The 14,361-nt window shown below is 37.5% G+C and carries 12 protein-coding genes and 3 pseudogenes; 1 reads left to right on the top strand and 14 read right to left on the bottom strand.

Going from position 1 to position 14,361, the window contains the following annotated elements:
• The 10 genes and pseudogenes from A194_RS0108690 to A194_RS17940 form a co-directional block, all read right to left on the bottom strand.
• Positions 1–565: aromatic acid exporter family protein (locus tag A194_RS0108690; protein ID WP_017186459.1), on the bottom strand; the 565-nt coding region annotated here is incomplete at its 3' end.
• A 125-nt stretch (positions 566–690) separates the two neighbouring features.
• Positions 691–1,122, bottom strand: coding sequence for a BrxA/BrxB family bacilliredoxin (locus tag A194_RS0108685; RefSeq protein WP_017186458.1), 432 nt, complete (start codon positions 1,120–1,122; stop codon positions 691–693).
• Between the two features lie 150 nt (positions 1,123–1,272).
• A complete protein-coding gene (locus A194_RS0108680; RefSeq protein WP_017186457.1) occupies positions 1,273–2,559 on the bottom strand; it encodes a dihydrolipoamide acetyltransferase family protein in 1,287 nt (428 codons plus the stop codon).
• A 35-nt stretch (positions 2,560–2,594) separates the two neighbouring features.
• Positions 2,595–3,579, bottom strand: a pseudogene (locus tag A194_RS17945) (alpha-ketoacid dehydrogenase subunit beta).
• 2 nt (positions 3,580–3,581) lie between these two features.
• Positions 3,582–4,592 carry a thiamine pyrophosphate-dependent dehydrogenase E1 component subunit alpha gene (locus A194_RS0108670; RefSeq protein ID WP_017186455.1) on the bottom strand — a complete coding sequence of 337 codons (1,011 nt, stop codon included), beginning with the start codon at positions 4,590–4,592 and terminating at the stop codon, positions 3,582–3,584.
• Positions 4,593–4,610: 18 nt separating this feature from the next.
• On the bottom strand, positions 4,611–6,032 hold the full coding sequence (gene lpdA, locus A194_RS0108665; protein WP_017186454.1) for a dihydrolipoyl dehydrogenase: 1,422 nt from the start codon (positions 6,030–6,032) through the stop codon (positions 4,611–4,613).
• 1 nt (position 6,033) lies between these two features.
• Positions 6,034–7,128, bottom strand: a complete 1,095-nt coding sequence (buk, locus tag A194_RS0108660) for a butyrate kinase (RefSeq protein WP_017186453.1) — start codon at positions 7,126–7,128, stop codon at positions 6,034–6,036.
• A gap of 20 nt (positions 7,129–7,148) precedes the next feature.
• Positions 7,149–8,246 carry a Leu/Phe/Val dehydrogenase gene (locus tag A194_RS0108655; protein WP_017186452.1) on the bottom strand — a complete coding sequence of 366 codons (1,098 nt, stop codon included), beginning with the start codon at positions 8,244–8,246 and terminating at the stop codon, positions 7,149–7,151.
• 19 nt (positions 8,247–8,265) lie between these two features.
• Complete coding sequence (yqiS, locus tag A194_RS0108650; RefSeq protein WP_017186451.1) at positions 8,266–9,165, bottom strand: phosphate butyryltransferase; 900 nt, start codon at positions 9,163–9,165, stop codon at positions 8,266–8,268.
• Between the two features lie 36 nt (positions 9,166–9,201).
• Positions 9,202–11,255, bottom strand: a pseudogene (locus tag A194_RS17940) (sigma-54 interaction domain-containing protein).
• Positions 11,256–11,387: 132 nt separating this feature from the next.
• On the opposite strand from A194_RS17940, the gene A194_RS0108640 reads away from it, so the two are divergent.
• Complete coding sequence (locus A194_RS0108640) at positions 11,388–11,618, top strand: DUF2627 family protein (RefSeq protein ID WP_017186449.1); 231 nt, start codon at positions 11,388–11,390, stop codon at positions 11,616–11,618.
• A 45-nt stretch (positions 11,619–11,663) separates the two neighbouring features.
• Here A194_RS0108640 and A194_RS0108635 read toward each other — a convergent pair whose 3' ends face one another.
• The 4 genes and pseudogenes from A194_RS0108635 to A194_RS17930 form a co-directional block, all read right to left on the bottom strand.
• Positions 11,664–13,016 carry an aspartate kinase gene (locus A194_RS0108635; RefSeq protein ID WP_017186448.1) on the bottom strand — a complete coding sequence of 451 codons (1,353 nt, stop codon included), beginning with the start codon at positions 13,014–13,016 and terminating at the stop codon, positions 11,664–11,666.
• Between the two features lie 105 nt (positions 13,017–13,121).
• Entirely contained in the window at positions 13,122–13,562 is a 441-nt protein-coding gene (gene spo0A / locus A194_RS21360) for a sporulation transcription factor Spo0A (protein ID WP_017186447.1), read from the bottom strand.
• A pseudogene (locus tag A194_RS21355) lies at positions 13,562–13,900 on the bottom strand (response regulator); the annotation flags it as partial. The gene spo0A and the pseudogene A194_RS21355, both read right to left, overlap by 1 nt.
• 193 nt (positions 13,901–14,093) lie before the next feature.
• On the bottom strand, positions 14,094–14,361 hold a 268-nt coding region (locus A194_RS17930), incomplete at its 5' end, for a SpoIVB peptidase S55 domain-containing protein (protein ID WP_040402565.1).

Raw genomic sequence — 14,361 nt, 5'->3', positions numbered from 1 at the left:
CCTTGGCAGTCTCAGTAATCTCATGCCCAGACCAGTAATATTCTCCAGTCTTTAAATAATTTGCAATTTCACCTAAAATCTTTGAAAAGTTTTCCTCTAGTTCATCTCTTACCTTCTCCAACTCAGAGTCTAAACTAGGCATATACATATTTAAGATTAACGCAACACCAAGACCAACTGTAAGTAGTACAATTTCATTTAAAACAATTGATACAGAAAGGGCCCCTTCTCCATATAGATGCAAAATAATGACGGTACTTGTTATAATCCCTTCTGTAATTCCTAACTTAACTGTAATTGGAATAAAAACTATTAAGATAAGTCCAATAACTAGCGGGTTGTATGCTATTAGTTCAAAAAGCAAGCCAGCTACAGCGATTCCAATCATACAAGCGTAAAAACGGTACCACGCTGTTTGTAGCGACCGTTGCCTAGTAACTTGAATACATAGAATCGTTAGTATTGCAGCCGAAATAGCATTATCTAATTGTAATGCTTGAGCAATCATAATCGCTACAGGCGCACCTATTGCTGTTTTTATCGTTCTAGATCCTACCTTGAACATGTTCGATCCTCTTCCTCTTTTCCTCTAATTATGTATGTTTAATATACCATAATTTACCCGCATCAACCGATTTATAATCTTCTAAACATAAAAAAAGGTGGTACAGTATACCACCTTAATGACTATTAATATTCTTCACAATGTTCGTCGAATAGCTTTTGTAGTTGTTGTACAACTTCTACTGGTGTTGAACTTTCAACTTCGTGACGCTCAATCATTGTTACAATCTTACCATCTTTCATTAATGCAAATGATGGTGAAGATGGTGGGAAACCTTCAAAGTAGCTTCTTGCTTGCTCTGTTGCTTCACGATCTTGACCAGCAAACACTGTAACTAAGTGATCTGGACGATAATCATAATGAATAGCGTTAGCTGCAGCTGGACGTGCAACTCCACCAGCACAACCACAAATTGAGTTTACCGCAACTAAAGTAGTTCCTTCACGAGTTAAAGCTTGATCGACCTCTTCAGGTGTTGTTAACTCTTCATAGCCTGCTTCTGTAATTTCTGTTCTTGCTTGGTTGACGAAATCTTGCATATAAATGTTAAAATCCATGGCGCATGGCTCCCTTTTATTTAATATTACCATAACTAATCATATCAACATTTCTAGCTTGTTTCAAATTGTCTGCAATGACTATAATGAAAAAACTACCTTGTAAACATCATTAGTGATGATGACAAGGCAGTTTTTCATTTTATTTCATTAGTAAATAGAAGTATTTTCTTCAGACATGTTTTCTAAAATTTCTTTAACACGCTGTAGGAAGTTACCACAAATTAAACCGTCTAGAACACGGTGGTCTAATGATAGACATAAGTTCACCATATCACGTGGGGCAAACATACCATCAATGTATACAGGACGTTTTACAATTGATTCTACTTGTAAAATCGCTGCTTGTGGATGATTAATGACACCCATCGATTGTACTGAACCGAATGAGCCAGTATTGTTCACTGTAAACGTTCCACCTTGCATATCATCATTTGTTAATTTACCGTCACGTGCTTTCGTTGCTAGTTCTACGACGTCTTTGGCAATGCCTTTGACACTCTTATCATCAGCATGTTTAATGACTGGTACAAATAATTGATCATCACTAGCAACAGCAATTGATAAATTAATGTCTTTCTTTTGGATGATCTTATCGCCTGCCCACATACTGTTCAGCTGAGGGTATTCTTTTAACGCTTGTGCGACAGCTTTTACGAAAAACGCAAAGTAAGTTAATGAATAACCTTCTTTTTGTTTAAACTCATTTTTCTTACTGTCACGGAATTTAACTAAATTCGTTACATCTACTTCAACTGTCATCCACGCGTGTGGGATTTCAGTCTTCGATTTAACCATATTTTGGGCAATTGCTTTACGTACACCTGAAACCGGGATCTCCACATCACCTGGTTGTGCACTTGCTGCAGGCTGACTGGAAGGTGCTGTCTTGGGTGCCTGTTGAGCTGATGCAGCTGGTTGTTCTGTTTGAGCAGACTCTGCTTTAGGTGCTTCTTGTGCTTGTGGAATTTCACCAGATTCAATGATCTTCTCTAAATCTTTACGTGTAATACGGCCACCTTTACCTGAACCATTTACTTGATTTAGGTCGATATCATTTTCTTGAGCAAGTTTTAAAACAGCTGGTGAATAACGTTTTTTCATTGGTTGATCTTTATCAGACTGTTCACTAGAAGTCTTGTTTTCTTTTTCAGTTGTTGTTGAAGGTTGTTCTCCTGAATCTTCACTTGAACCACCTTCAGTTTCCATATAACAAATTAAACCGCCTACTTCAATGGTGTCACCTTCTTGCGCAACAAGTTCTTTAATAGTTCCTGTGAACGAGGAAGGGACTTCAGCGTTTACTTTATCTGTCATTACTTCTGCAATTGGGTCGTACTTATTGACTGTATCGCCAACTTGTACTAGCCATGAACTAATCGTACCTTCAGTTACACTCTCACCTAACTGAGGCATCGTTACTTTTTCGACCGCCATTGGTGTTTACCTCCTTTTATTACGAAATAAACGAATTAAAATTCAGCTAATTCGCGCATTGCTTTCTCTAGTTTATCAGGGTTAAGCATGAAGTATTTCTCCATTGTCGGTGCATATGGCATAGACGGCACATCTGGTCCAGCTAGTCGTTGGACTGGAGAATCAAGATCAAATAGACAATTTTCCGAAATGATCGCAGATACTTCACTCATAATGCTTCCTTCTTTGTTGTCTTCTGTTACAAGAAGTACTTTACCTGTTTTCTTTGCCGCTTCTATGATCGCTTCTTGATCTAACGGATAGACTGTACGTAAGTCTAAAATATGTGCTGAAATACCTTCTTCAGCTAATTTTTCCGCTGCTTCTAAAGCAAAGTGAACACATAAGCCATAAGTAATGATTGTAATATCATCACCTTCACGCTTAACGTCAGCTTTACCGATTGGTAATACGTAATCATCTTCTGGTACTTCACCTTTAATTAAACGGTAAGCACGTTTATGTTCAAAGAATAAGACAGGGTCTTCATCACGAATCGCCGCTTTAAGTAATCCTTTAGCATCATAAGGAGTTGAAGGCATGACAATCTTCAAGCCTGGCTGGTTAGCAAAAACTGCTTCTACTGATTGTGAGTGATATAACGCACCGTGTACGCCACCACCATAAGGAGCGCGAATAACCATTGGACAGTGCCAATCATTATTTGAACGGTAACGAATGCGGGCTGCTTCAGAGATGATTTGGTTTACTGCTGGCATAATGAAATCGGCAAACTGCAGTCTCAGCAATTGGTCGCATACCATACATAGCAGCACCAATACCAACACCTGCAATCGCAGATTCTGTTAGTGGTGTATCAAGCACTCTTGCTTCGCCGAATTGGTCATACAAGCCATCTGTTGCTTTAAACACGCCACCTTTTTTTCCAACGTCTTCACCAAGAACAAATACTTTCTCATCACGTTCCATTTCCTCTTGCATTGCCTTCGTTATAGATTGAATATAAGACATTACAGGCATAATTATTCCCCTCCCTCTTCAGCATACACATACTTCAGTGTATGTTCTGGTTCTGCATACGGAGCGTTTTCAGCTTCATCAGTTGCTGTATTAATCTCATCATCTAACTCTTTATTTAACGCTTCTTCTTTTTCCTCTGTTAATACGCCAACATCTCGTAAATATTGAGCAAAAGAAATTAAGTTATCTTTTTTCTTCATTTCTTCTAATTCTTCTTTATCACGATAAGCTTTATCATTGTCATCACTTGAATGAGCTGTTAAACGTTCAGTCATCGCCTCAACTAGTGTTGGACCTTCACCATTCATCGCACGTTCATGCGCTTCTTTAACGACCTTGTAAACTTCTAGCGGATCATTTCCGTCAACTTGATATCCTGGCATACCATATGCAACTCCACGATCAGCAACTGATTTACTTGCAACTTGGCGTTCTAACGGTACAGAAATCGCATACTTATTGTTTTCCACCATCGTAATGACTGGTAACTTATGAACACCTGCGAAGTTTAAACCTTCATGGAAATCACCTTGGTTAGAAGAACCTTCACCTAATGTTACGAATGAAGCAATTTCTTCTCCTTCCATTTTCGCCGCTAAAGCTACTCCTACAGCGTGTGGAAGTTGTGTCGTAACTGGAGAAGAACCAGTTAAAATTCTATTTTTCTTCTGCCCAAAGTGTCCTGGCATTTGACGTCCACCAGAGTTTGGATCATCAGCTTTTGCAAATGCTGCTAAAAACAACTCTTTTGTCGTCATACCAAAAGCTAATACAACACCTAAATCACGATAATAAGGAGCCGCATAGTCCTTATCACGATTTAATGCATAACTTGCTCCTACTTGTGCTGCTTCTTGACCTTGACAAGAAATAACGAATGGAATTTTACCTGCACGGTTTAAAAGCCACATTCTTTGGTCAATCTTTCGTGCTAAAAGCATCGTGCGGTACATGTCTAACACTTGATCATCTGATAAATCTAAATCTTGGTGACGATTTTCTACTTTACCCATAAGTATACCTCCCTTTAATTAACCATGAATTTGTTTTCCATCAACAGCTAATGCTGCTTCGCCTAAAACTTCAGATAACGTTGGGTGCGGGTGAATCGTTTCCCCAATCTCCCATGCTGTAGCATCTAAAACCATCGCTAAACCAGCTTCTGAAATCATATCAGTAACATGAGGTCCAATCATGTGAACACCTAAAAGATCTTCATTGTCTTCATTCGTGATGATTTTAGCAAATCCTTCTTTTTCACCATGTACAAGCGCTTTACCCACCGCTTGGAATGGGAATTTGCCTACCTTAACGTTATAGCCTTGTTCTTTAGCCTGGTTTTCTGTTAATCCGACACTTGCTATTTCAGGGTTAGAATAAATACAAGAAGCTACATGGTTGTAGTTAATTGGTTCTGGATTTTCGTTAGCAATATGTTCTACAGCTAATATACCCTCATGTGACGCAACGTGAGCTAACTGCATGCCACCTATGACATCACCAATTGCATATATATGTGATTCTTTCGTTTGGCAATTTTCATTCACTTTAATTGCACCATTTTCAACAACAATGTCCGTATTTTCTAAGCCGATATTATCAACAATAGGCGCTCTTCCTACCGAAACTAACATACGATCTGCTTCAAATGTTTGATTTTCTCCATTGATTTCTGCTTCCACTTTAATACCGTTAGACTTATCAAGTGTATCTGGTAAAACTTTAGCACTCGTCACAATCTTAATTCCTTTTTGCTTAAGTGCTTTTTCTGCTTCTTTAACTACATCGTGGTCTTCAGTTGGCAAGATTTGGTCCATGTATTCAATCACCGTTACATCAACACCAAAATCAGCTAACATTGAAGCCCACTCTATACCTATAACACCACCGCCAACGATGGCAATTGAGTTCGGTAGAGTTTCCATTTGTAGTGCTTCATCTGAAGTCATGACTGTTTCGCCATCGATTTTTAGACCAGGTAATGTCTTCGGCCTTGACCCCGTTGCAACAATGACATTTTTTGGGACTATCATTTCATTTTCTTCACCATTGTTCATTTCTACTGAAATTGTACCAGCCGTTGGTGAAAAAATACTTGGACCTAAAATTCGTCCATGACCTTCAAAAACGTCAATTTTACCTTTTTTCATTAAACCTTGAACACCTTGGTGTAATTGATCGATAATCTTTTGCTTTCGCTCTTGTACTTTAACGAAATTAAGCTTTGTATTTTCTGTTTCAACACCGTAACTTAATGCATCTTGTGTTTGTTTAAATACTTCTGCACTTCTAAGTAATGATTTAGACGGAATGCAACCTCTATGTAGGCAAGTTCCTCCGAGGTCTCCCTTTTCAATCATTGCAACTTTTAAACCAAGTTGACTAGCTCGGATGGCAGCGACATAACCACCTGTACCGCCACCGAGTATGGCAATATCATATTCTTTTGCCATGTTAAAACTCCTTTCTATTAGGCATAGAGCGGTAATGTTGGGGCTGTTCATCACCATTAAGTACTCTAATTGTGCCTTCAGCTAATGCTTCTAACTCATTTTCGCCTGGAAAAGTTAATACATCGGCAATCCAGTCAATGCGTTTTGTAATCTCTTCTACAAAACTTTCCCCATATGCTAAGCCGCCTGTCAGCACAATAGCATCCATATTGCCTTTTAATACTGTGCTAATACTCCCGATTTCTTTCGCTATTTGGTAAGCCATAGCTTCATATACAGCTTTCGCTTGCCCATCACCTTGCTCAACTCGATCTTCTACTTCTTTAGCATCATTTGTTTCAAGGTAAGCCACTAGACCACCTTTACCAACTAGCATTTTATGAACTTGCTCTTTCGTATATACCGATGAGAAGCATAAATCAACTAGCTGACCAGCAGGTACTGTCCCTGCTCGCTCTGGAGAAAATGGCCCTTCTCCATTTAATCCATTATTAACATCTACAACCTTGCCATGATCATGGGCACCGACAGTAATTCCGCCACCCATATGACAGACAATTAGACGCGTATCTTCGTATGCTTTACCCAAAGTGTCTGCTGCTCGTCGTGCAACAGCCTTTTGATTTAGCGCATGAAAGATACTTCTTCGAGGCAATTGTGGTACACCTGAGTATCTTGCAATACCTTCAAGCTCATCTACGACTACAGGGTCTACAATGTAAGAAGGAATATTAACATTACTTGCTATTTCATAAGCTAATATCCCGCCTAAATTAGAAGCATGCTCTCCATAAAACCCTTCTTTCAAGTCGTGGAGCATCGCTTCGTTAACTTCATAAGTTCCACCTTCAATGGGCTTTAATAAACCACCTCGTCCACAAACTGCGTCTAACTTAGATATATTAAAACCTTCATAATCTAATGCTTCTAATATAACGTCTTTTCTAAATTGATACTGTTCGATGATGTTTGAATAATTTTCTAATTCATCTGCTTTATGACGAATCGTTTGCTCAATTAAGCAATGTTCATTTTCAAACACGGCGATTTTAGTTGAAGTTGAACCTGGGTTAATGACTAATACACGGTAGTTCATATTCTTGATGACGCCTCCATTTATTTTCTTCTTGAAATGATACTATGTTCATTTTGTAAGAAAGTACTTCTTGAATGACGAACACTTGCAATACGTTCTTCTGCCATGCGGTCAGCAGCAATGTGTGTAGAAATGTTATCACGCTTAGAAATTTCAAAGATCTTACTTAAGCTGTCATAAATAGAATCAATCTGCTTGAAGGCACGGTCTTTGTTATAACCGTTCAGCTCATCTGCAACGTTAATAACACCACCAGAGTTAATAACGTAATCAGGTGCATAGACAATGCCAGCTTCATGCAACATATCACCATGTTTATGTTCTGCTAATTGGTTATTTGCTGAACCTGCAATAGCTTTAGCTTTTAGCTTTGGAATCGTCTCATCATTTAACGTTGCACCTAAAGCACACGGAGCATAAATATCACAATCTACTGTGTAAATATCATCTGGGTCTACCGCTTGCGCACCGAAGTCCTCTACTGCACGTTCAACAGATTCTTTGTTAATGTCTGTAACGATTAACTTAGCTCCTTCTTCGTGTAAATGTTTACACATATGATAAGCAACATTACCAACACCCTGTACCGCTACAGTCTTACCTTCTAATGAGTCAGTTCCGAAAGCTTCTTTAGCAGCTGCTTTCATGCCACGGTACATGCCATAAGCAGTAGCTGGTGATGGGTTACCAGAAGAGCCGAACTCTGGTGAAATACCTGTTACATAATCTGTTTCCATATAAATGTAATCCATGTCATGCTCTGTCGTACCAACATCTTCTGCTGTAATATAGCGACCGTTCAGTCCTTGAATGTAACGGCCGAAAGCTCTGAACATTTCAGGATTTTTATCTTTCTTCGGATCGCCTATAATAACGGTTTTACCGCCACCTAAGTTAAGTCCAGCTGCTGCGTTTTTATATGTCATTCCTTTAGCTAGACGTAAAGCATCGATTACTGCATCCTCTTCTGAATCATAAGTCCACATTCTAGTTCCACCTAATGCTGGCCCTAACGTTGTGTCATGTAACGCGATAATTGCTTTTAGTCCTGAGTTTTTATCTTGACAAAAAACTACCTGTTCATAATCATACTCTTCCATATAAGTGAATAAATCCATTTCATATTCCTCCCTAAAATTAAGATGATGTTAAAGCAAACGCTAAAGAATAAATTTTGCTTTCAGCTGTATCCGCACGTGAAGTTAGAACAATTGGTGCTTTGGCTCCACTAATGATTCCTGCTACTCTTGCATTAGCGAAATAAGTAAATGATTTGTATAGTGTGTTACCTACTTCAATGTACGGGCAAACTAAAATATCAGCGCTCCCTGCAACATCAGAGTTAATATTTTTTTCTTGTTTAGACTCTAAAGAAATTGCATTATCAAATGCTAACGGGCCATCAACAGTACACCCTTGAATTTGCCCTCTTTTTTGCATTTGAGATAATACTGCTGCATCTATAGAAGCTTGCATAGCTGGGTTAACAATTTCGACTGCTGCTAGTGGCGCAACCTTTGGATTGTCATACCCGAGTCTATGAGCAACGTCAACTGAATTTTGAATGATTTGTACCTTCTCTTCTAAATCTGGTGCAATGTTCATCCCTGCATCAGTTAGGAATAAAAGACCGTCACGGTTAGGGATTTCAAATAAAGCAACGTGTGATAAGATTCGTCCGTTTCTTAAGCCTGAATTTTTCTTTAGTACAGCTTTTAAAACAATCTTCGTTGCAACATTTCCTTTCATTAGGACATCTGAACGTTCTTCGGAAACTGACATGACTGCTTTCTCAACCGCGTTTTCAACTGACGTAGCATGGTGTAATGTTATCCTCTCTTGCTGTAAATCTAGCTCAATCTCCTCAGCTGCTTCACGGATTTGTTCCATGTTACCAAAAAGCTTAAAAGCTGCAAGGTCGCGTTCAACCCCCTCCTTTACCGCTTTCAAAGTTTCGACATTAGTTGCCTCTGCTACAGCAACCGTTTTCTTCTCCTCCATTTGACAGAGGTCATTTACGAGTTGATCTAAGTTCATTGTTCTCTCACCTTCATGTTGTATTAATTCTAGTTATTAGCTTTGTACATCTTTTCCGAGATTGTGCTTTTCCATTTTGTAATATAAATTACGTAATGAAATATTTAGCTGTTTGGCTGTTTTGGATTTAATATAATTATTCTTCTCTAGTGTCTCAAGTATGAGTTGTTTTTCAAATTCATCAAGCGCATCTTGTAACGGAATAACCTCGCTATTTTCTGGTTCATTAAACAGATCTAAATCATTAAAAGAATGTTTTCTTAACGATGGTAAGTGTTTTTCCTTAATGTAACTTTCATTTTGCTCCATACTTATAATGGCACGGCCAAGTATATTTTCCAGTTCTCTCACATTGCCAGGAAAGTCATACTCTTTTAGTATTGCTAGAGCTTTTGCTATAACCCCTTTTACATTTCGCCCATAATCTTCATTAAGCTTCGTGATTAATTGCTGTGTTAAAGGCTCTATATCATCAATTCGTTCCCTTAAGGGCGCAATCATAATAGGTAGTCGATTTAATCGATAAAACAAATCTTCACGGAATTCTTTTTCCATCATTGCACGCTCTAAGTTAACATTAGTTGCTGCAATCACCCTTACGTTAACAGGGATGGGCTTTCTACCACCAACCCTAATAATTTCTTGATTTTCTAGAACGTGTAGCACTCTAGCTTGCAGATCAACTGATAAATCACCAATTTCATCTAAAAACAGTGATCCATTATTTGCTTCTTCAAACAACCCTTTTTGCTTTTCAGGTGGACCTGTTTCATCACCAAACAAAGCTTTTTCGAGTGCCTCTTCTTCCATCGAAGCACAATTCACTCGAATAAATTTGTAATGTTTACGATCGCTTTCGTTGTGAATCGCATGGGCAATCAGCTCTTTTCCAGTTCCTGATTCACCTCTTAGTAAAACCGTAACTGGTGTTTTAGCACCTACTTTAGCCTGTTCTAACGTTAATTTCATCTCGGTTGACTGTGCAATTATATCATCAAATGTGTACTTAGCTTCTAAATTCCGAATTATTTGGCGAGCTTTTTTTAACTCAGATGTTAAAGATTCAATCTCCGATAAATCGTGGATAATGGCAACACTACCCTTGAGAACACCGTCAACTAAGATCGGTGCAGCATTAACTAAAACATCTCGTTTTAGTGGACCTACTTTCATCCGCGCTCCTCTTACAGGTCTTTTAGTTTCAAGTACCTGCATGTGCATACTTTCACCTTCAGATATGTCAGCAGTTGCTGGTTTACCGATGATTTCGCTCTCTTTTAACCCCGTGATCTTTGTGTAGGCAGGTTAATTAGTAACCCTCGGCCATGTTCGTCAACAACGGAAATCGCTTCTTCACTCGATTGAATAATGGCTTCTAACATATTTTGGATATTTTTTAAGTCTGTTATTTCTTCTGCTAGTTCAACAACTTCCGTAATATCTTTAAAAACAGCAAAAGAACCTAATAGCTCGCCTTGCTCAGTAACAAGTGGGATTCGCGTTGTAATAATACGCTTTCCATTACTCAAGTTCAGCGGTTGGTTAAGTTCTTTTTTTCGGGTTTTCATAACATTTGGTAAATGCGAATCTGAAATGATTTCAGTTACTAAATGTCCAACCATTTCATCTCTATCGAGGTTTAGTATATTTTCTGCTGCTTCATTGACATATGTAATGTTGTGATTTAGATCGATGACGATCATTCCGTCATGAATCGAGTTTAATAATAAATCACGTGAATCAGTTTCTTTTTTCAGTTGATCCAGTAATGATTCTTTCTCATTTAACAAATTATAAATAACGTGAGCTACTGTACCAGGTATTAATACCGAACGCCTCGTTTTATAATTTTTCAGGTCATTAAATACTTCTTCCTTACCTGTTGTTTCAACGATTATATCAATTGGCTCATTTAAAGCATCAATATACGACTCATAAGTATTTATTGATTTATTAACAGCTAATTCAATGCCGGGAGCATGTTGATTGATGTCTGCAACAGCTTGCACATTAATCATTTCGATTTGCTCAAATAGCTTTAAAATAGCTGTTCCACCTTGTCCTGCTCCTACGATTAGCACATTTTGCATAGTTTCACACCTACATTTGCAAGTTTTTGCATACTTCCATGATAATGAAAGCGCTTTAATTATGCAAGTTTTTTTCGTTTTTTCTTCTAGCTTTTTTTGGTATACTACAAAAGGGATAAGGAGAGAAGAATAATGATGAGGTTAATTGCACTATTAATTATGGTAATCCCAGGAGTTCTAGCTGCATATGGCATCAAATTAATTCGAGATTCTTTCTTCGGGGAAGCAGCTGCAATTTTTTTCAATAATGTTTTAATCCAGTTAATCGCTGGTATTATTTTAATTATTGTAGGGATTGGGTTTATTGGTGGCTTCATTTTACACCGTGACCGAAAACGCAACCGAACGCAAAATAATTACTAAACAAAAACCATTACTAACGACAATTGTTAGTAATGGTTTTTTTAATTAATCAGTTAAAAAGAACTCTTGATATAATGATTTGATCGCTTCGTTTAAGTTCTCTTCATATATTCCAAACATCATTGACACTTCTGAAGACCCTTGATTGATCATATCAATATTAACATCTGCTTCTGCAAATGCTTTCGTCGCTTTTGATGCAACGTTTAGGCGATTACTCATACCTTCACCTACTAGCATTATCATTGCTAGTCCGTGTGTTACATCAACTGTATCTACTTGTAATTCATTTTTAATTCTGTTCATTAAAATTTCTTCTTTATCACCTTTTAAGTCTTCTGTACGGATAATAACAGACATATCATCAATACCTGAAGGTGCGTGCTCAAAAGAAATATTTTCTTCTGCAAGAATACTTAATAACTTTTGACCAAATCCAATTTCTCGGTTCATTAAATACTTTCGAACATAAATCGTAGAAAATCCTGTATCACTTGCAATTCCAACAACTGGCTGACCATTATCTTTTTTACTTGCAACAATCATCGTTCCACGACAGTCAGGATCGTTAGTGTTTTTAATACATACAGGAATATTCTTTTTAAATGCAGGTATTAATGCTTCATCATGAAACACTGAGAAGCCTGCATAAGATAATTCACGCATTTCTTTATAAGTTAATGTATGAATTTCTTTAGGCTCATCTACAATCTTCGGGTTTACACAATAAACAGAACTTACATCAGTAAAGTTCTCATACAGCTCAGCTTGTACACCTGCAGCGATAATTGAACCTGAAATATCAGATCCACCGCGAGGGAAAGCTGTTAAAACACCAGTTTCTGTATAGCCGAAGAATCCTGGTATGACAACAACACCTTCACGCTCTCTCAGGCGATATATTTGCTCATAGCTTTTTTCTAAAATCTGGGCACCATTAGGTTCGGAGCTGACAATTACTCCTGCATCTTTAGGGTTCACATAAGTCGCTTTTGTACCTCTTTTGTTTAGATACGCACTTAAAATACGCGCTAATGAATCTTCCCCCATTGCCTTTAATGCATCTATTAGGTGAGTTGTGTTTGTCGTCTCTCTAAGTAATCTTCTTGATTCATTTTCAATTCGAGCAACAATATCTTTTGATAAGTCAAGTTCTTCTGTAATGGACATAAATCGCTGAGAAATTTTGAATAAAGTTTCCTCATAATTTTGCCCGCTATCATATTGTTCACCTAATTGAATAAATAAGTCTGTTACTTTAACGTCATCATCGTATCTCTTACCTGGTGCTGATACGACAATAAACTTACGATCTTGATCGGCTTCGATAATGCTAGCCACTTGTCCAAGCATCGAACTATCTGCTACAGAACTTCCTCCAAATTTTGCTACTTTCATTATTATCACCACTATTTGAATTGTTTATAACAATGATTATTTTAACATATCGAGAATAAAAAAAAGGAGTTAACAGTTGTTAACTCCTAAAGTGATTCTAATGCTTTATCCAACTTTATGTTCTAACCTTAGCTTATCTGCGATCATAGCAATGAATTCAGAATTTGTTGGTTTTGCCTTTGAAACGCTTACTGTGTAACCAAAAATTGCTGATAGTGAATCAATGTTACCACGATTCCAAGCAACTTCAATCGCGTGACGAATCGCTCGTTCAACTCGTGAAGCTGTTGTATTATATTTTTTAGCGATATCTGGATATAAAACTTTAGTAATAGACCCTAATAATTCAATATCATAATATACCATTGAAATTGCTTCTCTTAAATATAAATAACCTTTAATATGAGCTGGGACTCCAACTTCATGTATAATTGAAGTAATGTTTGCATCTAAGTCCACTTTTTGTGGTTTGCTATCGCCAAACCCTTGTTTAAGAGGTGAAACTTGCTTCGAACCAGCAATAGTTAATACTTGGTCTTTAAGCATGTCTAAGTCAAAAGCTTCAACATATAATATGTAGCGCCTAATTCAACAGCTTTTTTCGTTACGGATTCATGTCCGAAAGCAGTGAGCATAATCACTTTAGGTGTTTTGTCTAATGAGGCATTACGAAGCTTTTCTAATACAGCTAAACCGTCAATGTGAGGCATAATAATATCCAAGATTAAAATATCAGGCTGTTGTTCTTGGACCATTGTTAAGCAATCATTTCCGTTGTAAGCGGTACCTACAACCTCCATTTCATCTTCTTCTGAAAAGTGATCCTCTAACATCGAGACCAATTCTCGATTGTCATCAGCTATTCCTAGCTTAATCTTCCCCATAAAAAATTCCCTCCTATAATAATATCCGGTTTGACCCACATTTAACCAATTCGACATATAAGGGTTTTCTCCTTTTTAATTTGCAAATTTTTTGAGATATATCATTTTTTTTGAAGTTAAAACGCGCATTCTACAAGGGTTCTTATAATTCGACACAAAAAAGCCCAATACTCAATTAGTACTGGGCCTGAAATTAGCTAGCATCTTCCATCTCTTCGTCCTCTTTTATTTTTAACCCTGCTTCATTTAACATCCATTCTATATGCACACCATAACCACTTGTTGGATCATTTAAAAATACATGTGTTACTGCACCGATTATTTTATCGTCTTGAATAATTGGGCTACCACTCATTCCTTGCACAATTCCACCAGATGCATTTAACAAGTCCTCATCTGTAACTTGTATAACCATCCCTTTAGTTTCCGGGTTTTGTGAAGGTACACTACTTACGATTTCA

The organism is Alkalibacillus haloalkaliphilus C5, from assembly GCF_000269905.1.
In the GTDB taxonomy this organism is placed as follows: Bacteria; Bacillota; Bacilli; order Bacillales; family Alkalibacillaceae; genus Alkalibacillus; species Alkalibacillus haloalkaliphilus_A.
The sequence above is the reverse complement of the archived record's forward strand: the minus strand, read 5'-3'. Positions and strand labels throughout refer to the sequence as shown.